Genomic DNA, 23,375 nt, shown 5'->3' with positions numbered 1-23,375 from the left:
CGTGAAAATCGGTGGCTTTTTAAATTTGGTACCAGCCAACCGGTGAATCAGTTTTGTGGTAAGCAAAAACAAAAAAGAGGGCCGAAGCCCTCTTTTTATTTATCTTGTAAACGTTTCGAATTAAAGAACGTGTACAGATGCAGTGTTTGTAGTACCTGAAGCTACTAGAGCACCAGAAACCATCACAACGATGTCGCCTTTGTTACCTAGGCCAGACTCTAGAGCAAGCTCTTTACCAGTCACGTAGAACGCGTCTGTGTTTTCGATAGAGTCAACAACGATTGGCGTAACACCTTTAGTAAGAACAAGCTGTGCAGCTGTCTTAGTGTTAGTTGTTAGTGCTAGGATGTTTGCAGTTGGGAAGTACTTACGTACTGAACGTGCAGACTTACCGCCTTCAGTTGCAACAACGATAAGTGGAGCAGCCAGTTTCTCAGCTGTGTCTACAGCGCCTTTACATACCGCTTCAGTGATACGTAGACGTGGGCTGTCTAGACGAGAACCTAGTTCCGCTTTAAGAACTGAATCAGTACGTTTAGCGATTTGCGCCATGATAGTTACTGCTTCAACAGGGTATTTACCTTTTGCAGTTTCACCAGAAAGCATTACTGCGTCAGTACCATCCATTACAGCGTTAGCAACATCGCCTGCTTCCGCACGAGTAGGACGTGGGTTGTTGATCATAGAATCAAGCATTTGAGTTGCAGTGATAACCATCTTACGTGCACGGTTACACTTCTCGATCATCATTTTCTGAGCGAAGATTACTTCTTCTGCTGGGATTTCAACACCTAGGTCACCACGTGCAACCATGATGCCGTCAGAAAGCTCTAGGATCTCATCGAAGTTATCAACACCTTCTTGGTTTTCGATCTTAGAGATGATGTGGATGTTCTCGCCGCCGTTTGCAGCAAGTACGTCACGGATTTCTTGAACGTCAGAAGCTTTACGGATGAAAGAAGCCGCAACGAAGTCAACGCCTTGCTCACAACCAAACTTAAGGTCGTTCTTATCTTTTTCAGATAGAGCTGGTAGGTTTACAGAAACGCCAGGTAGGTTAACACCTTTGTTTTCGCCTAGTGCACCGTTGTTAAGTACTTTACATTTAACTTCAGTTTCAGTAGTCGCGATAACTTCCATCTCGATTAGACCGTCGTCTACAAGGATAGTGTTACCAACGTTTAGGTCTGCTGCGAAACCAGCGTAAGTCACTGCTACAGTGTCTTTGTTACCAACAACTGAAGTGTCAGTTGTGAAAGTGAATTCTTGACCAGCAACTAGATCAACGTCGTTACCGCCTTCTAGTTTGATAGTACGGATTTCTGGACCTTTAGTATCAAGAAGGATTGCCAGTTGTTTGCCAGTTGCTTCCATTACTTGGCGGAAGTTCGCAATACGAGTGCCGTGCTCTTCATAGTCACCGTGAGAGAAGTTAAGACGCATAACGTTCATGCCTGCGTTTACTAGTTCAGTTAGCTTCTCTACAGATTCAGTTTTAGGGCCAATCGTACAAACGATTTTGGTCTTTTTCATGGAAGATACTCTCCGGTAAGTATAGTTACAATTTGAAAGTCGGTTATTTACTCTGAAGTCAGGGCGTTTTTGATGACATTTTGTGCCTGTCACCCACCGATTTTCCGCCACATTATTGAACTTCAGATTCTGAAAGTCTTTCACCAAGTTTAGTCATTTTATGACTTAAAGATCGGTGATTTTGGTTACCTTTTTGTGACTAATACCACTTTATATGCAGAAAGTTGCAAAAAAATAGCCGTCATTTCTGTAATTTTTTTTCTTTTCGGTGGCGAATTCTACCACCGAATGAATCCAATATCACTGTTTAAGAATTGTCTTAGGACAAGGTTTTATCGAGAAATATTAATTTTTTGGATCGAAATAAATGGACTTAAAAGTTTCGATTTGACTATAATAACTTTCGAAACGAAACTTAAAATCAAAACGTAAATGTCGAAACGAAACACTCAACTAAGAAGACACGCTATTTCTAACCTGGTTTCTGAACTGGGCGAAGTCAGTGTAGATGAATTGGCTCATCAGTTTGAGACCTCTGAAGTCACGATTAGAAAGGACTTAGCTTCTTTAGAGAAAAATGGACAGCTTTTGCGTCGTTATGGTGGAGCGATCGCGATCCCAACGGAAGTTATCCATGAAGAATTGAGTCCAAATGTTTCGACTCGAAAGTTAAATTTAGCCAAAGCGGCCGCATCGCTGATCCGAGACCACAATCGCATTGTTATCGACAGTGGCAGTACGACCGCAGCATTAATACAGCAGCTAAACGACAAGCGTGGTTTAGTCGTAATGACCAACTCGTTGCATGTGGCAAATGCCCTCAATGAGCTGGAAAGTGAACCGACTTTGTTGATGACAGGCGGGACCTGGGATACACACTCTGAATCCTTTCAAGGCAAAGTAGCTGAGTCTGTTTTAAGAGCTTATGACTTTGACCAGCTTTTTATTGGTGCTGATGGTATCGACCTAGAGCGCGGAACGACCACATTTAATGAGCTGGTTGGCTTAAGTAATGTGATGGCAGAAGTGTCCCGCGAAGTCATCGTAATGATTGAGTCTGAAAAAATTGGTCGCCGTATTCCGAATCTTGAGCTCGCATGGCAACAGATCGATGTGCTGGTAACTGATGCGGATATACAAGCTGAGCATAAATCACAGATTGAACAGCATGGCGTGAAAGTCATTTGCGCCTAACAAACTTATATTCAAACTAACATTTTTAAATTTACTTCCCTCATGTACGGGCCTTTGCTTGCTGCCTCTATATGAAATCATGGCTAGGGAAGAACAAAACTAAAATCGGAGAAAAAACATGTGTGGAATCGTCGGTGCAGTGGCACAACGAGATGTTGCAGAAATTTTGGTCGAAGGTCTACGTCGTCTGGAGTACCGTGGCTATGACTCGGCGGGCGTAGCGATCGTCGATGCAGAAAATAATCTGACTCGCGTTCGTCGTCTAGGCAAAGTGCAAGAGCTGGCTGATGCGGTTGATCAAGAGAAAGTGATTGGCGGCACTGGTATTGCGCACACGCGCTGGGCGACACACGGTGAGCCTTCAGAAATCAATGCGCACCCACACATGTCAGGTGATATCACTGTTGTGCATAACGGCATCATCGAAAACTACGAAGAACTGCGTGAAATACTTCGTGAGCGTGGCTACGTATTCGAATCTCAAACTGATACTGAAGTGATTGCACACCTTGTTGAGTGGGAACTTCGCACCTCAGAAACGTTGCTTGAAGCGGTACAGAAAACAGCGAAGCAACTGGAAGGCGCTTACGGCACGGTAGCGTTGGATCGTAAAGATCCTTCTCGCATTGTTGTGGCTCGCTCTGGTAGCCCGATTGTTATTGGTTTTGGTGTGGGTGAAAACTTCCTGGCTTCAGACCAATTGGCATTGCTTAACGTTACTCGCCGCTTCATGTACCTGGAAGAAGGTGACGTAGCTGAAATCACTCGCCGTGAAGTGACAGTTTACGATGAAAAAGGTGAGCATGTAGAGCGTGAAATCACTGAGTCTAATGCTGAGCACGACGCGGGTGATAAAGGTCAGTACCGCCACTTCATGCAGAAAGAAATCTACGAGCAGCCAAAAGCGTTAATCAACACAATGGAAGGTCGCATTACTGCCGATTCTGTTGTGACGGATGCGATTGGTGTGCATGCAGCAGACATTCTAAGCAAAGTCGAGCACGTACAAATCGTAGCTTGTGGTACTTCTTATAACGCGGGCATGACCGCTCGTTACTGGTTTGAAGATATTGCTGGCGTAAGCTGTGACGTAGAAATCGCATCTGAGTTCCGCTACCGCAAGTTTGTTACTCGTCCAAACAGCCTTCTTATCACGTTATCTCAGTCTGGTGAAACGGCCGATACGCTAGCAGCGCTTCGTCTTGCGAAAGAGAAAGGCTACATGGCGGCAATGACCATCTGTAACGTGGCTGGTTCTTCTCTTGTTCGTGAATCTGATTTTGCCTTTATGACTCGCGCTGGTGTTGAAATCGGAGTGGCTTCTACCAAAGCATTTACCACTCAGCTATCTGCACTGTTGATGCTGGTTACTGCGCTTGGTAAGCAACAAAACCGTATCAGCAAAGAGAAAGAAAAAGAGATCGTAGAAGCGCTGCACGCACTACCAGAGCAAATCAATCAGGCGTTGTCTTTTGAAAAAGAGATCGAAGCACTGGCAACGGATTTTGCTGATAAGCACCATACTCTGTTCCTTGGCCGTGGTGAGTTCTACCCAATCGCGATGGAAGCATCTCTGAAACTAAAAGAGATCTCTTACATTCATGCTGAAGCTTACGCAGCAGGTGAACTAAAACACGGTCCTTTGGCTCTGATCGATGCCGACATGCCAGTGGTTGTGGTTGCGCCAAGTAATGATCTGCTTGAGAAGCTGAAATCAAATGTTGAAGAAGTTCGTGCACGTGGCGGTCTACTGTACGTATTTGCTGACGCTGATGCAGGCTTTGAAGGCGATGACACAATGAAGATCATCACAATGCCACACGTAAGCGAAATCACTGCAGCGATTTACTACACCATTCCAATGCAGTTGCTGTCTTACTACATTGCTCTGATCAAAGGTACTGACGTTGACCAACCACGTAACCTGGCAAAAGCAGTTACCGTGGAATAACACTACTCATTACCAAGTGAATTACAAAGCCACCTATTACGCAGCGCGTGATAGGTGGCTTTTTCTTTTATGCTCATAGACAAAATAGGGGAAGCATCTTAACAGTGCCGCGAATAAACCCAGTCTGCTTGCTCACATTGTTCGATGGACAGCGTTAAGGTTGAATTTGACGAAGTGAGTCCAACGCCGTGTTCATGCTGACAGAGTCGGTCAGTGTATTGAGTTTGAAAAACAGGATGTCGAAAGCAATCATCTGCAGTAGTTGTGGCGTGACCATACCTAATTGGTTGTGCTCTTCGGTGTAGCTATAAGGAATGACGAAATCCGATAGCTGAGCCACTTTGCCTTTTCCGTAACGAGTCAGTGCGATCACTTTGGCACCGTTGGCGCGTGCTTTTTCAATCGTGGCCAACACTTCTTGTGTATTGCCTCGCGCCGATACCACCAGCAATACATCGTCTTTTTTCAGCAGTGAAGCCTGGACGATTTGAATGTGGTAATCCAGGTTGAACTGAACGTTAAAACCAGAGCGAATCAGCTTGTGGTTGATGTCGGCGGCGACCACCGCAGAAGCCCCAATACCCGAGAGCAGAATCTTGTTTGCCTTGAGCAGTAACTCAGCACTGCGCTCAATGGTATCGGTATCAATCAGGCTTAGAGATTGTTCTATCTTACTGGTAAATAAGTTTTTTGATTTCTCAATGATGGTTTGGGTTGAGTCACTGCTTTCGATTTCTGCATACACAGATTGAGTGGGCAGCTTTTGTGCCTGTGGCGCAAATGCCGCCAGCTTCAGTTTTAGGTCCGGAAAGCCACTGCAGCCGATGCTCTTGGCATAGCGAATCACCGAAGAGTCGCTGATACCCAGTTTAGCGCCGACTTTGGTGGCGCTAAACTTAGCGAGGTCAAACTGTTGCTCAATAATAAAGTGCGAAATTCTTTGCTCGTTCAGGTTAGTGGAATGAGCGAGTACTTTGACTTTATTGATGATGCTTTCCATTGATGCCTCTACAGTGAATTCGTCCCGCCGCAACGAATTGTACGACGGGATGATATTAGCGACTTTTCGCTGTATTTTCGACTGGATCGGTAAACCCTAAGAGCATCGACGCGATAAAACCGACAATCCATGCACACACTACCGCAAGAAGGAATGATGGAATCTGCCCCTCGCCAACCAGTGGAATCAGAGAAAGCCCAGCAGTACCAAATGGAATGATGATGCCAATCTTGAACGCGGCCATCATGGCACCACCAGCAAAACCGCCAATACAGCCTGCAATAAAGGTTTTACCTAGCGGTAGTGACACACCAAACAACAGTGGTTCGCCAACACCCAGAATACCAACAGGCAGAGCACCAGTGATGGTCTTCTTCAGGCGTTCATTCTTCGACTTAAGGTATACGTACGCCGCAGCGCCGACTTGCCCCATGCCACCCATCGCTAAAATCGGGAACAGGTAGTTAAGACCAAAAGTCTCAAGAATTTGCGCATGAATAGGGATAAGACCTTGGTGTAAGCCTGTTAATAGTAGGAACAGGAAGCCACCACCCAGGACACCGCCAACCGCTACGGAACCTGCGGATTCATTAAGCAGTGCAACCGAAACCAAGTTACCTAGCCACACGTTTACCGAGTGGGCGATAGGCTGCAAGATGAACAAAGCCACTGCCGACGACACCAAAATCGTCACGGTTGGAGTAAAGATAAGGTCGAGACTTTCTTTACAGTGGCTACGGAACCAAAGCTCAAACTTAGAAGAAAAGACACAGACCAACAATACAGCAAACATGCCGCCGCCGCCCGGAACTAATGCGTTACCAAATAACTCGATATTGGCAAGGCCCGGCGCAGCCAAAACTGCAGCCATCACCGCACCAATCGCAGGAGACGCCTGAAGTTCTTTGGCGGTATTCATACCGATCATGACAGAAAGCACGGCGAATACGGCTTTACCAACGACAGTGAATAGCGAGAAGATATCTGGGTTGGCTGCGACAAATTCCGGAGCGACAAGTTTGAAGATGTTCACCATCCCCAGAACTAAACCACATCCGATCAAAGCTGGAATGGTCGGCACAAAAATTGCGGCTAAGGTGTTGAGAGCGCGACGAATCGAAAATGGTTGCGCGACAGGGGCCTCCGCCGAACCTTCCTCAATACCTGCACCTTTCATTCGTTTATTCAGAACGCCAGCGACTTTTGCCGCAGTGCCCATGCCGACGATGATTTGATATTGTTCTCCGGCATCAACGACACCTTTAATACCCTCAACCTCTCGTAGTGCATCCATATTAAATTGGGAGCGGTCTTTAAGCACGATACGTACGCGTGTCATGCAGTTGGTCAGGGTCGCGACGTTATCAAAGCCGCCAATATGCCGTTCAATGTGATCGGCAATGAGTTCCAGATGTTCTATCTTATTTGCCATGCTATTTTCCTTGCAGTAACTGCTGTTTCAGAGGTTGGAAGGGTTGTGCCGCAAGAGCCAACGCTTTAGAAGGTGAAGTGTCCAACGTGTGCAGCAATACCGCAGCACGAACATTGTATTCCACCGCATCCAATAGCTTGGCGGCGGTGAGTTCATTCACTTCACAAATTTGCTGCACCATGTGCTGGGCACGAATGCGCAGCTTCTGGTTATTCGCTTTGACGTCTACCATCAGGTTTCCGTGCACTTTACCCAGTTGAAGCATGACCGAGGTACTCAGCATGCCCAGTAACATCTTTTGTGCTGAGCCGCTTTTCATCCGTGTCGAGCCTGCCAGTACCTCTGCGCCGACATCCGGTGCAATAGACACATCCGCGTGTTGCGAAATAAGCCCAGGTCCTCGGGTACTGAGTGCAATGGTTTTCGCGCCGATCTGTCTGGCGTAATCCAGTGCTGAAATGACGAAGGGTGTTCTTCCACTTGCGGCAATCCCAACCACTACATCTTGCGAAGTCAGTTGGCGCTGGCGAAGTTCGGCAGGAGCGGACTCTTTGCAGTCTTCAATGTCTTCTACAGCCGCGAGCATAGCGTCAAGACCGCCTGCGATAATGGACTGGACCAGAGCAGGATCGGTACCAAAAGTAGGGGGGCATTCTGCTGAGTCTAAAACACCAAGTCGGCCGCTGGTTCCTGCACCAACATAGAATAAACGGCCGCCTTGTCTCATCTGCGAGGCAATCAGTTCAACCGCTTTGGCGACATCTGGCAGCACTTTATTAATCGACACCGCAACGCTGGCATCGTGGGCATTGAGTAATTCCAGCACTTCCATTAATGGCAACTCGGACAGCTGCTCTGTCTCGGGGTTTTGCTCTTTATTAATGGTTGACGACAACTCACTCATAACTCTCTCCGTTGATAATCGACGGATAGATAATAATTAAATGTCGAATTCCGATAATTTAAATAGTACGGATTATAGATTGGAGTCACATATGTAAAACGATGTTTCATTTATTTTTGTTGTGGTTCGACTACTTATTGGTAGGAGACTTGACGGGGAGTGAATGGTTGTATTAAGGAGTGAGAATGTCGAGAAGTGACATTCTCTAAACAAAACACCCGGTCGAGGAGTCGGTGGGCAGAGGTAGCAATAATTCAAAGCAGTAGTCAGTACTGCACAAAGATAGCGTTAGTAATGTTTAACTATTAAAAAGGACTTTCCTTGCCAAGTTCATTGCAGATTTCGACAATGGCGAGGGAAAGCCCTGATTTGATGATTTGTTGTTGGCGCTGAAGTTGAAGCTGATAGAACTCTAAATCGATGTCGTCATCCGGTTCATTGACTTCCAGTTGCACCATGCCCATTTTCTTCACCAAATGCAGCTTTTTGATCGGATCGAGAATGTTTGGGTCAGTGAACTCGTAGTCGGATGCGTCGCTGTTGAGTTGGTTTTTGAGCTTAATGATATCTTCAATATCGTGGTAAATATCGTCAGGTAGTACGCCCAAACCAAACAGTAATTTTAGACGAACAGACAGATCGCCCAGTGGGCCTGAGTCTTGTAGTAGCGGGCCGACAACCGATTGAACAGCGAAGTTATCTTTACGGAAAATTCTTTGTATCAGACCGTCGATCGACTCGTTAAAGACGTCGACCGTGGCAATAAAGAAGCCCCGCACTGAGGGTGCGCCGTTGAGTCGTTCAATGATCTCGGTTTCGTTGATGTTATCTGCCATATACTGAGTAGTTGTTAAGTCGTTATTATAAGGGGAGCATTGCCCCCCTCTGAGTTAATTACAGCTGGTTGTAGAGTGCCTCAATATGAGCCACCTCAGCGCTGTCTTCTGCAAGACCTGTGTATTTCGCGAGCGTTGGCTTCACGCCGACTTCTTTTAATGAAGTTTGTAATTCAACCGCTTGAGGATCGGTGTCGTTAGTGTACTTCAACGCCGCCGCTATCCCTTTTAAAAGTGTTTGATTTTCAGTGCCATATTCAATTGTACCGAGTAATGGCTTCACTAATCTATCATTTGCACCTAATTTGCGAATTGGCTGACGTCCAACGCGGTCAACTTCATCAACTAAGTATGGATTGGCAAAGCGACCCAGAATCTTCTCGATGTAGGCATTGTGCATGTCGCGGTCGAAGCCATAACGACGAATCAGCACTTCACCACTCTCGATCATGGCCTGCTTTACTTCAGCCTGAATCTCAGGATCTTCAATCGCTTCTCGAATGGTGCGGTGTCCTTTCAAGCAGCCCAAGTAAGCCGTAATACAGTGGCCGGTATTTAGGGTGAACAGTTTACGTTCCACAAACGCCATCAGGTTGTCGGTCTTTTCCATCCCTGCGATGTCCGGGATTTCCCCTTTGAATTGTTGCTCGTCAACAATCCACTCGCTGAAGCTTTCTACCGTTACTTCCAGTGGATCATCGTTGGCAGCTTCTGCTGGTGGCACGATACGGTCTACTGCAGAATCGACGAAGCCAACGAGCTCATCGGCTTTTGCGTGCAGTGACGCATCAAGATGCTTGTACACTTCGCCTTTTAAATGGGTCGTGCCGCGAACCATGTTCTCACAGGCGATGATGTTCAATGGTGATTCATTCCCCGCTTCGAAACGTTTGGTGATGCCGGTTGCGATGGTTTTCGCAATGATGTCCAGCACGTTGGGACCCACGGCGGTTGTCACCAAATCGGTTTTTACGATGCGGTCAATCACGTCTTCACTTGCTGAGTTAACTGCGGTGACATGCGTGACTGTGTCGATTTGGCACTCCGTGCCCACCACTTTAACTTTGTATTCTTGTTTATGACTGAGTTGGTCTACCAACGGGGCATCAACGTCAGCGAAAGTGACCTCGACGTCTGCGTCTGCTAAAAGTTTACCGATGAAACCACGACCAATGTTACCTGCGCCAAAATGAACTGCATTTTTCATAACTGTTACCTACCAATGTCTGAAATATTGACTAACGAATCTAGGGTGAGGCCAACCGCATAGGGGGTGACAGCTGACCTCGGTTTGCTCAGGAGCAAATTAAGTGAAGTAATTAAGCGGCTTGTTCGCGGCCAAGGATGTTGAGGATCTCTTCTACATCCGTGGTGCTGGTTAGCTTCTCAATTGCTTCTGGCTCATCGAGCGCGTTCGTAATGGTGGTAATAACTTGGATGTGCTCATCATTTTTAGCGGCAATGCCGATAACCAGTTTCGCTACATCGTCTTCGTCTTCAGTAAATTGGATACCCGATGGGTATTGGCAGATAACAATGCCAGTCTTTTTAACGCGATCTTTCGCTTCAATCGTGCCGTGTGGCACCGCGATAGATTCGCCAAGGTAAGTCGGAACCAGGGCTTCACGATCAAACATCGCCTCCACGTATTCTGGTTCAGCGTAGCCAAGTTCAACTAACTTGTTGCCCGCAAAGCGAATCGCTTCTTCTTTGTTAGCCGCGCTTAAACCTAAGTGGATGTTTTCACGTTGAATCTGGAATACAGATGGCTGCTGTTGTTCAAAATTGTCGTCGTTTGCTGCAAGAACCGATACTTTTACCATCTGATCGTCATTGGCAGATGAAGTTTGTGCCGCCAGCAGTTTGGTGACGAGTTGGTTGTACATTTCGCTGTCCAGGAAGTTAGTCAGTGAAATGTGGTGTGCGTTAGGAGCATGCTTACGTGCACGATCCGTCAAATCTTTATGAGTAATCACGATATCTGCACTCTCTGATAAATTGTTAATAGCAAGGTTAGTGACGTGGATGTTCAGACCTGCGTCCTGAACTTTCTTGCGTAGCATGCTCGCCCCCATCGCGCTTGAGCCCATGCCGGCATCACAAGCGACAATAATGCTTTGAACTGTCGCAAGGTCTACGTCGCCTTTGCTTTCACTGTTTACCGCTGCATTGTTTTTTGATGCAGATTTCATGTCTTTCATTTGTGAAGTCGCTTTTTCTAGCGCGGCTTTATCGCCGTCTTCTTCTGTCGATGTTTGAGTCTTCATTAACAGAGATGCTACGGTGAACGACACGCCCGCTGCCGCCGCGATAGAGGCTAGAACACCAACGATCGAGCCTTTTTGCGTCATCAATAGTACCGCGAAGATAGAACCTGGAGACGCTGGAGAAACGATACCTGCGTTGAACATAGTGAGAACGAACACACCTGTCATACCACCTGCGATAGCCGCTAGGATGAGGCGTGGGTTCATCAGAATGTATGGGAAGTAAATCTCATGGATACCACCAAAGAAGTGGATGATAGAAGCACCACCAGCAGTCTGACGAGCAGTACCTTTGCCAAACACCATGTACGCCAGAAGAATACCTAGACCCGGACCTGGGTTTGCTTCAATCAGGAAGAAAATAGATTGACCTGTTTCTGACGCCTGTTGAATGCCTAGTGGTGAGAAGATGCCGTGGTTAATTGCGTTGTTCAGGAACAGAATCTTCGCTGGCTCAACAAAAATAGAAGTCAGAGGTAGAAGGTGCGCTGATACAAGGAAGTTTACTCCTGCTGCTAAAGCACCAGAAAGTACTTTTACAAAAGGACCGATCAGGAAGAAAGCAAGAATGGCACACAGCATACCGATGATGCCTGCAGAGAAGTTGTTTACCAACATCTCAAAGCCACTTTTCACTTTGCCATCGATGTAGTTGTCGAATTTTTTAATCGCCAAGCCGCCCATTGGACCGACGATCATCGCTCCCATGAACATAGGGATGTCTGTACCGACAATCACGCCCATTGTGGTGATTGCGCCGACTACAGCACCGCGATCGCCGCCGACTAATTTACCACCGGTGTAACCGATAAGTAGTGGCAGCAAGTAAGTGATCATAGGACCAACCATTGAAGCCAAAGTCTCATTTGGCAACCATCCGGTTGGGATGAATAGTGCAGTGATAAAGCCCCACGCGATAAATGCGCCAATGTTAGGCATTACCATGTTAGACAGAAAGCGACCAAAATTTTGTATCTTGATCTTAGCATCTGGTGATATCATAACAATTCCCCGTTCGATGTTCTGATGAATATTGTTGTCGTAAACGGTTCGCCAAAACCGCTTGTTTGATTGCTTAGTACCCAATCAATTTATCACACAATTTCCAATTAGAACTGACAACGGGCTTTTCGTGATCTACACCCGCACTTCTTCAGATAAAAAGCATTTTTTAAGTGATGGCGATCAATTTATTGATATGTAACTTAATAACAAAATGCAGGTTTTGAATCTGTCAATAAAAATCTTAGTGATCAAATCGATCTTATTACAAATTTGAATTGAAAATATAATGTGATCAAAATCACTTATGATTTATTTCTGGGATCGAATTAAATATTTCGATCGATCAGCATCACACTTTGTCGTTGTTTGGTTGTTGGTAAAAATGTGACCTGCGTCTGGTTGTGGTTTTTTTGAAATTTTGTAACGAGATATGCTGCGCAATATCAGCACATAGTGACTGATTGACTGAGCAAATGAGTGTGATGTCAGAAATATCTGAAAATTTCGGTTATATTTCTTACAAATTAAAAGGATAGTGCATTACTTGTATCAGCAATGCACTATTTCTCTGGTAAGTTATTTATCGAGGTGTTGTGCTAAATATGTTCGCGTATTTTCCAGCCCCATGTATCGTGCCAGTGTCTTTTCTGGCACGTCGCGTAAGTCCACCATAATTAATCCGTCTAGCGCGTTGTTAAAGGCAGGATCAACGTTAAAGCAGACCAGTTTGCCGTTTAAGCTCAAATACTGACGCAGTAAAACAGGAACTCCTTTGCCTTCATCAATTCGAGCGATCACACGAGACAGCAGCTGCAAATCGCCTAACGCGGTGAGCATGCTGGTGTTCCAGTTCAGGTTAGTCTCGGGAAGCGGGTTGGATGGGGTAACGTGCTCTGCACAGGCATTGTCGTAGTGATGTAGTGTCATGGACTGAGCCAGTAATTGACGAGCGGTTTGGCTGTAATCGTTACTTATGCTGACCGGACCAAACAGGTGCGTATACTCTGGGTTTCTATGTACGAATGTTGCAATGCCTTTCCAAAGCAGTAGCAGGGCACTCATGCTCTTTTGGTATTGCTCCGCAATCACCGAGCGTCCCATCTCAATCGATTTACCCATCTTGTCGATAAAGCGCTGGTCATAGTTAAACAGGGTGCGGGAGTACAACCCTTCAACTCCATGTTTTCTCATTAATTTATCGACTAATCCCAGACGATAAGCGCCCACCATGCATTGATTTTCACGATCCCAGACAAATAGGTGCAGGTAATCATGATCGAAATGATCGATATCGATCGCTTGCCCTGTGCCTTCGCCCACCTGACGAAAGTTGTATTCACGTAGACGACCGATTTCATGCAGTAGAGATGGGATCTGATAAGCGGATGTGCAGTAGACCTCAAACTCACCACTTTCAAGAAGTTTGGCTTCTGCAGGTAAGCTGTGCAGCTCATCGAGTAATTGGCTTATCGGTAACCCTGCCGCAATAGGCAGCAAAGCATTCATCGATGTGGTTTGCCCAGGAGTGCTGGGTTCACGGTTAAGCAGGTAGGTATTGAGCCTCAAATAATTGACCACCTGATCATCACTGAGGTTATTCAGTTCTTTAAATTTAATCGCCTGGCCAAAAGATAGTTCAATTGTTTGAGCATTCTTATTAAGGAGCTCTCTACCCAGCATTAACGTTCTTAGCAAAGGATGGATTTTTCCGGCCATATAAAAGCGTTTCGAGTTTTGCCCGTTAATAAATACGGGTACCGTCGTCGCCTTATTTTTACGAATCAGGCTACTGACACTGCGGCTCCACTCTTTGTCTTCTAAACGCTGCTGCTTAGCGTCAACCAGTTGCGATACTTCACCTGCAGGGAAAACTAACAACAATCCGCCGTTTGCTAGGTGTCTGTTCGCCGCGCGCAGTGCTTTCATGTTGGACTTGACCGCGTCTTTGCCTTCAAACACATCTACACCAATAAATAACTGGTCGAGTTCCGGGACGGTTTTAAGGTATTGATTCGCCAAGATTTGGATGTCATCTCGAACCATGAGCAGTAACTCTGCCAGTATGACGCCTTCGACGCAGCCGAGAGGGTGGTTGGCAACAATGACGGTAGGGCCTTGTTTTGGCACGGCGTCGAGTGAGCCATGAGCAATTCGGTAATCGATACCTAAAATCGACAGCGTGAAGCGTAAAAAGGTTTGAATATCTGCATTAACAGGTCTTTGCGCATAGAACTTATCGAGCTGGCTTAATCCAGTAGCCCACTCAGCGACATTTTCACCAATGCCAAATGGCGTTTTACGAGGGAGACGAAAAGGGGTAGTGCTATCCATATTTACCTCAGCGTGCAAGTTTCTAACTGGATAGTAGGAATTGCAGATGACAGTTCAGCGGCAAAACAGTGAGTCTTTGGTGACAAAAGAGTGACGATTTATTGAACGCTGAGGTTAGATTCAGAGGTCGGTGCGGAATTTTTGTCCGCTTTAGTTGGGCTTATGCTATGGTAGTTACGGCTCATTATTTGGGCTATTTATATGCCGTCATATCGGTATTATTAATCAAATAAAATCACTCAACATCTTCTCACGTGAAGGTGTGGGTACAAGTCCGATTCCCCTGAAATGGTTGAAACGGCTAAGGATATTTATGAATGGAAACAATCTGGATTAAGAATCCACTCGCGATTTACACTGGCAATGAGCAGGACGCTCGCGGAGGTCTGGTGATTCGCGGAAACAAAATTGTTGAGCTGGTGGCCTTAAATGCCACGCCTGACAGCAAAATCGATTCGGTAGTCAACGCCAGCCAGCACGTTATCACTCCAGGGCTAATCAATGCCCACCACCACTTTTATCAAACTTTGACTCGCGCTTATCCCGATGCTCTCAATAAAGAGCTATTTCACTGGTTGAAAAGCCTTTATCCGGTGTGGGCGAACCTTGATCAGGAAATGATGAGTGTCGCTACTGAATTGGCTTTAGTTGAGCTTATGCGTTCAGGGTGCACGACCGCTTCGGATCATCACTACTTATTACCCAATGGTCTGGAACATGCCATCGATCTGCAAGTTGAAGCTGCACACAGCCTTGGCGTACGCGCTATTTTTACTCGGGGTTCAATGAGTTTGGGGGAAGATCAGGGCGGTTTACCGCCAAGGCATACTATCCAAACAGAGCAAACGATAGTCGATGACAGCAAAAGACTGATCAATGAATATCACCAAGACCATGATGGCGCGATGATACAAATTGCGCTTGCGCCATGCTCCCCATTCTCGGTGACCACGGATCTGATGAAAGAGACTGCGCGAATCGCTCAAGATGAGAATGTCATGGTGCATACCCACTTGTGTGAAACCATTGATGAAGAGAACTTCTGTATCAAGCAGTTTGGATTGCGTCCGGTCGATTACCTTGAAGATGTTGGCTGGTTAAACGAGCGTACTTGGTTGGCTCATGGTATTCATTTTAACTCTGAAGAGATTGTACGATTAGGTAAAGCGGGCGTTGGGGTCAGTCATTGTCCGACATCCAATATGATGCTGGCCTCTGGTATGTGTAAAAACTTGGAGCTTGAGCAGGCCGGTGTGAAAGTTGGCCTTGGCGTCGATGGTTCTGCCTCAAACGATGGCTCCAATATGATTGCCGAAGTCCGCATGGCGATGTACCTGCAACGCCTTCAGTATGGCTCAGCAAAAGTAACGCATTTTGATGCTCTGCGCTGGGCGACAAAAGGCTCTGCTCTTGCGATGGGGCGACAAGATATTGGAGAGCTAAACATCGGTTATCAGGCTGACATTGCCATGTTTAAGCTGGATGATATTCGCTTCTCAGGGAGTCATGATCCGCTGGCGGCTTTACTGCTATGTGGCGCACAACAGGCTGACCGAGTGATGGTAGCTGGCCAATGGCGGGTCCATGATGGTGAAGTGATCGGTGTGGATTTACAGGACTTGATGGTTCGTCATAGCCGCGCCGCGAAGCGACTGGCAGAGCTGTCCGTCAGTTAATGTCTGACAGACCAAAATAAAAAGCCGCTCACAAACCAGTGAGCGGCTTTCTCTATTCTATGTGTGAGAACTACAGAATCGGGTAGATGTCTTGTTCTGTGTGTTCCCTCTCAACCACTTCTAATGACGTAAGGATGAATTGATATGTTCATTAGTTCTTTGTTTTCAGGATATTCATCGCCGACAGGATTAACTGGGACAGTTTCTTATAGCTGTAGTATTGAGTAGAAGTTAGCTTTTATAAAACTAACTTCTTATTGGTATCTAGCAGAAATTGACCGTAATCAAGCTAACGGAGTAGCTAGAGGAGTATCTTGGTATGACGTACTGCTAGAAGGATTTAGTACCATGATATATAAATATTTCTTACGTGAACTCTTGGGGTTAGCTATAGTGGTCTGTGTTGTTTTTGGAGTGGTAGGGGTCTTGTTGGATCTTTTTGCCCTGACTGCATTTTTTGAGCATCAAAACTCTATTGCTGATGTCTTTTTCCATGAGTCTTTATACTTTGTTATTTTCTTCATCCCGCCGTATTTTCTCTGGAAACTTATCAATCGCCCAGATCTAGTCGTCGCTAGGCAAAGTTACTTGGCGATGAAGCTTGAAGCAGAACGTCGTCAATACGCTGATCATCTTTAAGCGTAGTTGGCTATTGACCTCAGGCCAGTATCTAAAAAGCACAAAGGCTCATGGATGTTTCCACGAGCCTTTTTCAATATTGCCATTACCTATATGCGAAAGGTGATGGCAGAGTACTATCAAGCACTATGCTGTTTCTAATCCTTAAAATGCAGGCTCAATGGTACCCTTAAAGGTTTTATCTAAAAAGTCACGAATCTCCTGAGACTGATAGATCGATACAAACTTCTTGTACTCTTCTTTATTCTTATCTGCTTCGCGTGTTGCGATAACCATAACAGCCAGAGGTGCTTCTTTCGATTCTAGATAGATCCCTTGTTTTTTAGGATCAAGCCCTGATGACATCACATAGTTCATCGTAATGGTTGCCGCATCGACATCGTCTAATGTTCTTGGCAACTGGGCTGCATCAACTTCAACGAACTGAAATGCTTTTGGATTCTCCGTAATGTCTGTCAACGCCGCTTTATGGCCGACACCCGGTCTCAGTGTAATTAAGCCCGCATCAGCAAGTAGGAGTAGGCCGCGACCACCGTTGGTTGGATCATTCGGGATCGCAATGCGCGCATTCTCAGGTAGGTCTTCAAGAGAACGGAACTTGTTTGAGTAAACTCCCATACGCATCAGAATAGATTGGCCGATAGAGACTAAGTGAGCGTTGTGGCTGTTGTTGAAGTTATCTAGAAACGGTTGATGCTGATAGCTGTTGATGTCGATACTGCCATCACTCAATGCTGCGTTTGGTGTTACGTAATCGGAAAACTCAACCACCTCTACTTTAAGCCCTTGTTTTTCTGCTTCTTTGGCGACTGCTTCTACAACTTGTGCATGAGGGCCAACGGTTGCTCCAACCTTAATGACAGAGTCTTCTTTTTGCCCGCACGCCACTAAGCTCAATGCTGCTATGAGAATAAAAGGTAACTGCTTAATTTGGCTAAAACTTTCCATAATAACTCCATTTATATTTTTGGACGTCTATACGGCTAATCTATCATGATTATAAAACCCGTCAATGTTTGATCGCTCGGTCACCTACTAATGTCTCCCGTCAGTGAGAATTTTGCTTTTGCTAACGTATCCCCTACCAGTTGGCTCTCTGTCTTTAAAGGTTGATTAATCATTTATGCGACAAATGTAATAAAGTTAAATTATTCAACTAATTATGCATAAAGTCACTAAAGTGCAGATGGTTTTGGTCGATATTTAAAATGAGACTTTAGTTCCATAATTTCAAGCAGTAATAATGGAAAGGAGGGCCATGCGTGACATTGAGCCTACACAACAACACCGCTGCGTTAGCAACACGACGTCACGTTGCTGATGCATCTGAAGATTTTAACTCTTCAATACTTAAACTTTCTTCGGGAAAAAAGATCAACAGTGCTAAAGATGATGCGGCTGGTTTACAAATTTCGAATCGATTACATGTACAAACTCGAGGGTTAGATGTAGCAGCTAAGAATGTTAATGACGGAGTAGCCATCGTTCAGACTGCTGAAGGATCTATGAGAGAAATATCTCATATTCTACAAGATATGAGAGACCAATCCTTACAAGCAGCTAACGGAGCATACTCAATAGCGGATAGGCAAGCTATTCAAAAAAATGTCCAAGCTTTAAAGGATGAGCTTCATAGTATCGCGAGTTCAGCCAACTTTGCTGGCATTAACTTGCTCGATGGCACATATGGTAAGAAAGCACTTCAAGTGGGTTCCAATAATGAAACGATTCTCCTTGAGCTAAAGGATATGCGCTCTAGCGCTTCATCGATGGGTGGCAAGATATTTGTTGCACAAGAAGCCAAAGGTGCAGACTGGGTTGTCGGGGAAGATGGCCACAAGCTCAGCATTGATTTCATCGACAAATCTGGGAACGATGTGAGCCTTAACATCGAAGCTAAAATTGGAGATGATATTGAAGAGCTTGCAACTTATATCAACGGACAGCAAGAGTTTATTACAGCATCGGTATCGGGTAGAGGTGAACTGCAAATGTTTGTTGGTTCTGCTGTTGCAGAAGATGAGGTTTGTTTTTCTGGATGTCTGGCTAAAGAGCTGAACTTCGACAATGGCCGCAAGTCGATTGTTGAGAACATCGATGTAACCAGTACAGGAGGAGCCCACGAAGCGGTCGCTGTCATTGATTCTGCATTGAATTATGTGGATGGACATCAAGCAGATATGGGAGCACTTCATAATCGATTTGATCGCATGCTCTCTAATTTAACTAATATGCATGAAAATATTAGTGCATCGAAAGGAAATCGTACTGATACAGATTTCGCAAAAGAAACAACTGAAATGACTCGAGCTAAAATTCTTCAACAATCTTCATCATCTATGTTAGCTCAAGCCAGAGTAATTCCTAATGCAGCTTTGAACCTGCTGAATTAATAGTGTGTGACTTGATATCTGTATCTCAATGGCCGCTCATGTGTTTGTAATACACATGAGTATCTATTGATGAGAAAACTTTAGAATACCAATACCAATACCAAGCAACGAATTAGTTGTTCTTGTGCGATTTATGCTTACTAAACGGTTGGTATTGGTATACGACGGGCGTGGTACCTACCTGGCAAAGTTCACAACCAGATATAGACAAGAACAGAAAAGACAAAGGCCCGTAGATTTCTCTACGAGCTTTTATTGGTGCGCTTTTCTCTAATGTGTCGAACTGCATTTAAGATTCAGGTCAGGCATAGGTTGTGTGTTTGCCCACTTTCTTTTTCATAAGTACGATTTAAGTTACTTTTTTTGTTGTGCCAGTTTAATACGTTTAGTAAAAACATTTGCTTAAGAGTCTTTTTGCATATCATTCAGTCGGTGTGATTTGAGTCATGGCTTGTAAGTTTTGTTTTGAATATTATGGCGCACGATAATTCATTGTAATTATTGATTAAAATGTCATGGTTAGATGTGGCTATAAAAAATCATCAAATTTTAGAGATAAAAATGAAAACCAAAAATGTATTTTCTTTTGCAGTATTGTCTTTTTTCATAAGTAGTGCAGCAGTTGCTGGGACAAAAACTGGATTTTACTTAGGAGCTGACGTGGCATTTGCGAATGATACGGAACTAGAAAACAGTGGTGTATCAATCGAGGAATCAAATGACGTTGGTTTTAATGCCGTTGTTGGGTATGAGTCAAAGTTAGAAGAGTCATTTAAACTTGCTGGCGAAGTGGAATACCAAAATTTTGGTGAGGTGGATTTTTTAGGAACGATGAAAGCAGATGGGTATGCGATTTTTGCTAACCTTAAGCCTAAATATACTTTTAATAATGGTACTTACATCGCGGGTGTAGTTGGCCTAGGTCAAATGACTCTGAAAGATAAGACAAACGCAGTTGAAAAATCTGAGACAGGCTATCAATTTGGTGTAGAGGGTGGATATAACATCAATGAAAGCGTTAGCTTAAATGTTGGTTATCGAAGCGCAAATACTGAAATTGATGACGTAGAAATTGCGATACGTGGCTTTTATGCTGGTGCTCGTTACTACTTCTAACTCAACTACCCCCAACTCTAGAACGCTGGGTCGGCCGCACTAGGTTGGCCCAGAACTCTTCCCAGACCTCACACCACCAAGATTCCACTACATAAATTCTCATGCTAGTTGTCGTCATCGACGTCGATAAATGCCCGTCAACACGGAGATGGTATTCAACCCGGAAACTGTCCCTGTAATATTCCTAGGACAATTTTTTGGCGCAACTTATATACAAAAGCTGATTCTGTTTTGGTACTGGTATTTTTTGCCCTTAGGTTAAAGTAGAGTAGGCGTGTTTACTAATGCAGACTTTTAGAAAGGTTGGTACTTAGCGGGCAATAATTAGGATAGGATATAGACCGGACCAGAAAAGACAAAGGCCCGTAGATTTCTCTACGAGCCTTCTAGAATATGGTGGCCCCTCGCAGACTTGAACTGCGGACCAATCGATTATGAGTCGACTGCTCTAACCACTGAGCTAAGGGGCCTGATAGGTCAACGATTATAGGGGAAGCGCTGCGAGGTGTCTAGATACCAACATGGCTAATTGCGCTTAGTTTTTATCCACTTAGCACAGCGGATAATAAAAAAGGTGACCTAGGGTCACCTTTTTTGATTTTTTAAAGCTTATTAGCGCTTTGCTTACTCGTCCAGGAAGCTGCGCAGTGTTTCTGAGCGGCTTGGGTGACGAAGTTTACGTAGTGCTTTTGCTTCGATCTGACGAATACGTTCACGAGTAACGTCGAACTGTTTACCTACCTCTTCTAGAGTGTGGTCGGTGTTCATGTCGATACCAAAACGCATACGAAGTACTTTTGCTTCACGTGGCGTTAGACCTGCAAGCACGTCTTTTGTCGCGCCTTTCAAGCTTGTCGCTGTTGCAGAATCCAATGGTAGTTCAAGCGTCGTATCTTCGATGAAATCACCTAGATGCGAATCTTCGTCGTCACCGATTGGTGTCTCCATTGAGATTGGCTCTTTAGCGATTTTCAGAACTTTACGAATCTTGTCTTCTGGCATCTGCATGCGTTCAGCAAGTTCTTCCGGTAGCGGCTCACGACCCATCTCTTGTAGCATTTGACGAGAGATACGGTTTAGTTTGTTGATCGTTTCGATCATGTGTACCGGAATACGAATCGTACGAGCTTGGTCTGCGATTGAACGAGTGATAGCCTGACGGATCCACCACGTTGCGTATGTCGAGAACTTGTAACCACGACGATATTCAAACTTGTCTACCGCTTTCATCAAGCCGATGTTACCTTCCTGGATTAGATCCAAGAACTGTAGACCACGGTTGGTGTATTTCTTCGCGATAGAAATTACCAGACGCAAGTTCGCTTCAACCATCTCTTTCTTCGCACGGCGAGCTTTTGCTTCACCGATAGACATACGACGGCTGATATCTTTAACGTTTTGTACGCTCAGAGACGTCTCTTCTTCAATCATTTTTAGCTTAGTGATTGAACGACGGATCTCTTCTTCGTTACGTTTGATTTTCTCTGCGTATGGTTTGTCAGACGCTAGAATCTCATCTAACCAAGCATCACTTGATTCGTTACCAGTGAACAGAGCGATGAATGATTTCTTCGGCATTTTGCCGTATTCAACGACTGACTTCATGATCAAGCGTTCTTGAGTACGAACACGATCCATAGACGTACGCAGCTCATTCACCAAGTGATCGAACTGTTTTGGTGTTAGACGGAATTCTTTGAACACGTCTAGCATCATTTCATTAGCAACGGTTGCTTTCGGGCTTTCGTAGCCGTATTCGTTGATCGCTAACTGCAGATTTTGGTATGTACTACGTAGCTGATTAAACTTCTCCAGAGCAAGTTCTGGATCGATACCAACATCTTCTTCAGTGTCTTCTGAATCGTCGTCGCCATCTTCGTCTTCGTCGTCATCATCAACGTCTGTGTCATCTTCATCTTCTAATTGAGATTCAGATAGCTCAGAACCGATGTGTGTTGCTGTAGGTGCAGCAGTATCTTCTGCGTCAGGGTCTACAAATCCAGAAATTAGATCCGTAAGGCGAAGCTCTTCTGCTTGAACTTTATCAAACTGTTCAAGAATGTACGGGATCGTTCCTGGGTATTCAGCAACAGATGATTGAACTTGGTTAATACCTTCTTCAATACGTTTTGCGATGTCGATTTCGCCTTCGCGAGTCAGTAGTTCTACTGTACCCATTTCACGCATGTACATACGCACTGGGTCTGTAGTACGACCAATTTCACTTTCTACGCTAGAAAGTGCAGCGGCTGCAGCTTCGGCTGCATCTTCATCGGTAATATTTGTGTCATCATTTAGTGCTAAATCATCAGCATCAGGAGCAGTTTCTACTACCTTAATGCCCATGTCATTGATCATCTGAATGATGTCTTCTACCTGTTCTGAATCTACGATTTCAGCAGGTAGGTGGTCATTTACTTCGGCGTAGGTCAGATAGCCTTGTTCCTTGCCTTTAATAACAAGTGACTTTAGCTGTGACTGCGGATTTTGATCCATAGACGGTATCCAACTTCGTAATCTGGTGAAGGAATCAGTATGCGAAATGCAAACCACTAACTATAACAAATTAAATTGATGCTGACTAATTAAACAGGGTTACGCTTTTAAATCTAGCATAAGTGCTAGCAGCTCCCTTTTCTCTTCGGCTGATAAACCGACACTTCTTGCTTTGGCCTGCAGGTTTTCAATTTGCTTTTCTACGCACTGGGCGATAATTTTGTCCAGTGAGTCTAAAAATATTTCTTCTTGATTGTCTTCATCGAGTGGAATGTCCCAGCTCGCAAGACGAGACAGAAGTGCCTCATTCTGGCTATTTCGCCAGTGCTCTAATAATTGGCCTGTGTTTATATGGGGATGCGCCTGGCATTTATCAAGTACATCTACAAATAAACTGAGGCCTGGTATGGATAAATCTCTCACTGTGGAAAGGTCCGGTACCATTTGAGCATAGCTCGGATTTTGAATAAGTAGAGCAATAACCTCACGCATTGGAGTTCGTTTGATCTCTTTGTGCGGTTGAGGTCGAGTTTCGTTTACTTTTTTACGTGATTGACGCAGGCGGTTATCAAAGCCTGTACGTTCATCAAGTAGCTTTTTCG

Annotated in this window: 16 protein-coding genes, 1 tRNA gene and 1 pseudogene; 6 read left to right on the top strand and 12 right to left on the bottom strand. The window is 45.0% G+C overall.

Annotation, left to right across the window (positions count from 1 at the left end; all coding sequences use genetic code 11):
• Nucleotides 1-120: 120 nt before the first annotated feature.
• Nucleotides 121-1,533 (bottom strand): pyruvate kinase PykF, encoded by a 1,413-nt coding sequence (pykF, locus tag L9Q40_RS08980; RefSeq protein ID WP_014230734.1) that lies wholly within the window; start codon nucleotides 1,531-1,533, stop codon nucleotides 121-123.
• Nucleotides 1,534-1,965: 432 nt separating this feature from the next.
• Here pykF and L9Q40_RS08975 point away from each other — a divergent pair, with 432 nt between their 5' ends.
• Nucleotides 1,966-2,727, top strand: a complete 762-nt coding sequence (locus L9Q40_RS08975; RefSeq protein WP_014230735.1) for a DeoR/GlpR family DNA-binding transcription regulator — start codon at nucleotides 1,966-1,968, stop codon at nucleotides 2,725-2,727.
• Between the two features lie 118 nt (nucleotides 2,728-2,845).
• Nucleotides 2,846-4,678, top strand: coding sequence for a glutamine--fructose-6-phosphate transaminase (isomerizing) (gene glmS / locus L9Q40_RS08970; protein WP_498793080.1), 1,833 nt, complete (start codon nucleotides 2,846-2,848; stop codon nucleotides 4,676-4,678).
• Between the two features lie 154 nt (nucleotides 4,679-4,832).
• Here the strand turns inward: glmS and L9Q40_RS08965 are convergent, their stop codons facing one another.
• From L9Q40_RS08965 to L9Q40_RS08935, 7 genes are all read right to left on the bottom strand, one after another.
• A complete protein-coding gene (locus tag L9Q40_RS08965) occupies nucleotides 4,833-5,678 on the bottom strand; it encodes a MurR/RpiR family transcriptional regulator (protein WP_498793079.1) in 846 nt (281 codons plus the stop codon).
• Nucleotides 5,679-5,733: 55 nt separating this feature from the next.
• Nucleotides 5,734-7,110 carry a PTS transporter subunit EIIC gene (locus L9Q40_RS08960; protein WP_498793078.1) on the bottom strand — a complete coding sequence of 459 codons (1,377 nt, stop codon included), beginning with the start codon at nucleotides 7,108-7,110 and terminating at the stop codon, nucleotides 5,734-5,736.
• A 1-nt stretch (nucleotide 7,111) separates the two neighbouring features.
• Complete coding sequence (murQ, locus tag L9Q40_RS08955) at nucleotides 7,112-8,014, bottom strand: N-acetylmuramic acid 6-phosphate etherase (protein ID WP_498793077.1); 903 nt, start codon at nucleotides 8,012-8,014, stop codon at nucleotides 7,112-7,114.
• Nucleotides 8,015-8,319: 305 nt separating this feature from the next.
• On the bottom strand, nucleotides 8,320-8,850 hold the full coding sequence (locus tag L9Q40_RS08950) for an MltR family transcriptional regulator (protein ID WP_014230740.1): 531 nt from the start codon (nucleotides 8,848-8,850) through the stop codon (nucleotides 8,320-8,322).
• A 58-nt stretch (nucleotides 8,851-8,908) separates the two neighbouring features.
• Nucleotides 8,909-10,057: a mannitol-1-phosphate 5-dehydrogenase gene (locus L9Q40_RS08945; RefSeq protein ID WP_422832936.1), complete on the bottom strand. Its 1,149-nt coding sequence runs from the start codon at nucleotides 10,055-10,057 to the stop codon at nucleotides 8,909-8,911.
• A gap of 112 nt (nucleotides 10,058-10,169) precedes the next feature.
• A complete protein-coding gene (locus tag L9Q40_RS08940; RefSeq protein WP_409391369.1) occupies nucleotides 10,170-12,119 on the bottom strand; it encodes a PTS mannitol transporter subunit IICBA in 1,950 nt (649 codons plus the stop codon).
• 579 nt (nucleotides 12,120-12,698) lie between these two features.
• Entirely contained in the window at nucleotides 12,699-14,453 is a 1,755-nt protein-coding gene (locus L9Q40_RS08935) for a bifunctional lysophospholipid acyltransferase family protein/GNAT family N-acetyltransferase (protein WP_498793076.1), read from the bottom strand.
• Nucleotides 14,454-14,770: 317 nt separating this feature from the next.
• Here L9Q40_RS08935 and L9Q40_RS08930 point away from each other — a divergent pair, with 317 nt between their 5' ends.
• Nucleotides 14,771-16,129 (top strand): 8-oxoguanine deaminase, encoded by a 1,359-nt coding sequence (locus L9Q40_RS08930; RefSeq protein ID WP_498793075.1) that lies wholly within the window; start codon nucleotides 14,771-14,773, stop codon nucleotides 16,127-16,129.
• 348 nt (nucleotides 16,130-16,477) lie between these two features.
• Nucleotides 16,478-16,768: a D-fructose-6-phosphate amidotransferase gene (locus tag L9Q40_RS08925; RefSeq protein ID WP_498793074.1), complete on the top strand. Its 291-nt coding sequence runs from the start codon at nucleotides 16,478-16,480 to the stop codon at nucleotides 16,766-16,768.
• 144 nt (nucleotides 16,769-16,912) lie between these two features.
• Here the strand turns inward: L9Q40_RS08925 and L9Q40_RS08920 are convergent, their stop codons facing one another.
• Nucleotides 16,913-17,716 (bottom strand): MetQ/NlpA family ABC transporter substrate-binding protein, encoded by an 804-nt coding sequence (locus L9Q40_RS08920; protein WP_329347082.1) that lies wholly within the window; start codon nucleotides 17,714-17,716, stop codon nucleotides 16,913-16,915.
• A gap of 314 nt (nucleotides 17,717-18,030) precedes the next feature.
• Here L9Q40_RS08920 and L9Q40_RS08915 point away from each other — a divergent pair, with 314 nt between their 5' ends.
• Nucleotides 18,031-19,161: a flagellin gene (locus L9Q40_RS08915; protein ID WP_498793073.1), complete on the top strand. Its 1,131-nt coding sequence runs from the start codon at nucleotides 18,031-18,033 to the stop codon at nucleotides 19,159-19,161.
• Nucleotides 19,162-19,671: 510 nt separating this feature from the next.
• Nucleotides 19,672-20,277: a porin family protein gene (locus tag L9Q40_RS08910; RefSeq protein ID WP_498793072.1), complete on the top strand. Its 606-nt coding sequence runs from the start codon at nucleotides 19,672-19,674 to the stop codon at nucleotides 20,275-20,277.
• Nucleotides 20,278-20,671: 394 nt separating this feature from the next.
• Here L9Q40_RS08910 and L9Q40_RS08905 read toward each other — a convergent pair.
• The 3 genes and pseudogenes from L9Q40_RS08905 to dnaG form a co-directional block, all read right to left on the bottom strand.
• A tRNA-Ile gene (locus L9Q40_RS08905) sits at nucleotides 20,672-20,747 on the bottom strand.
• 154 nt (nucleotides 20,748-20,901) lie between these two features.
• On the bottom strand, nucleotides 20,902-22,773 hold the full coding sequence (gene rpoD / locus L9Q40_RS08900; protein WP_014230751.1) for an RNA polymerase sigma factor RpoD: 1,872 nt from the start codon (nucleotides 22,771-22,773) through the stop codon (nucleotides 20,902-20,904).
• 99 nt (nucleotides 22,774-22,872) lie between these two features.
• Nucleotides 22,873-23,375 (bottom strand): annotated as a pseudogene (gene dnaG, locus L9Q40_RS08895) (DNA primase); the annotation flags it as partial.

The organism is Allocatenococcus thiocycli (assembly GCF_921292965.1).
Classification (GTDB): Bacteria; Pseudomonadota; Gammaproteobacteria; order Enterobacterales; family Vibrionaceae; genus Vibrio; species Vibrio natriegens.
Note: the sequence above shows the minus strand (reverse complement) of the source record. Positions and strands in the feature narration are given on the sequence as shown.

What these genes read in the sequence shown, in the direction of transcription:
- murQ (WP_498793077.1), bottom strand. Translation starts at nt 8,014, where the DNA reads ATGAGTGAGTTGTCGTCAACCATTAATAAAGAGCAAAACCCCGAGACA.
- L9Q40_RS08950 (WP_014230740.1), bottom strand. Translation starts at nt 8,850, where the DNA reads ATGGCAGATAACATCAACGAAACCGAGATCATTGAACGACTCAACGGC.
- L9Q40_RS08975 (WP_014230735.1), top strand. Translation starts at nt 1,966, where the DNA reads ATGTCGAAACGAAACACTCAACTAAGAAGACACGCTATTTCTAACCTG.
- L9Q40_RS08960 (WP_498793078.1), bottom strand. Translation starts at nt 7,110, where the DNA reads ATGGCAAATAAGATAGAACATCTGGAACTCATTGCCGATCACATTGAA.
- L9Q40_RS08925 (WP_498793074.1), top strand. Translation starts at nt 16,478, where the DNA reads ATGATATATAAATATTTCTTACGTGAACTCTTGGGGTTAGCTATAGTG.
- L9Q40_RS08940 (WP_409391369.1), bottom strand. Translation starts at nt 12,119, where the DNA reads ATGATATCACCAGATGCTAAGATCAAGATACAAAATTTTGGTCGCTTT.
- L9Q40_RS08910 (WP_498793072.1), top strand. Translation starts at nt 19,672, where the DNA reads ATGTCATGGTTAGATGTGGCTATAAAAAATCATCAAATTTTAGAGATA.
- pykF (WP_014230734.1), bottom strand. Translation starts at nt 1,533, where the DNA reads ATGAAAAAGACCAAAATCGTTTGTACGATTGGCCCTAAAACTGAATCT.
- rpoD (WP_014230751.1), bottom strand. Translation starts at nt 22,773, where the DNA reads ATGGATCAAAATCCGCAGTCACAGCTAAAGTCACTTGTTATTAAAGGC.
- L9Q40_RS08935 (WP_498793076.1), bottom strand. Translation starts at nt 14,453, where the DNA reads ATGGATAGCACTACCCCTTTTCGTCTCCCTCGTAAAACGCCATTTGGC.
- glmS (WP_498793080.1), top strand. Translation starts at nt 2,846, where the DNA reads ATGTGTGGAATCGTCGGTGCAGTGGCACAACGAGATGTTGCAGAAATT.
- L9Q40_RS08920 (WP_329347082.1), bottom strand. Translation starts at nt 17,716, where the DNA reads ATGGAAAGTTTTAGCCAAATTAAGCAGTTACCTTTTATTCTCATAGCA.
- L9Q40_RS08965 (WP_498793079.1), bottom strand. Translation starts at nt 5,678, where the DNA reads ATGGAAAGCATCATCAATAAAGTCAAAGTACTCGCTCATTCCACTAAC.
- L9Q40_RS08945 (WP_422832936.1), bottom strand. Translation starts at nt 10,057, where the DNA reads ATGAAAAATGCAGTTCATTTTGGCGCAGGTAACATTGGTCGTGGTTTC.
- L9Q40_RS08930 (WP_498793075.1), top strand. Translation starts at nt 14,771, where the DNA reads ATGGAAACAATCTGGATTAAGAATCCACTCGCGATTTACACTGGCAAT.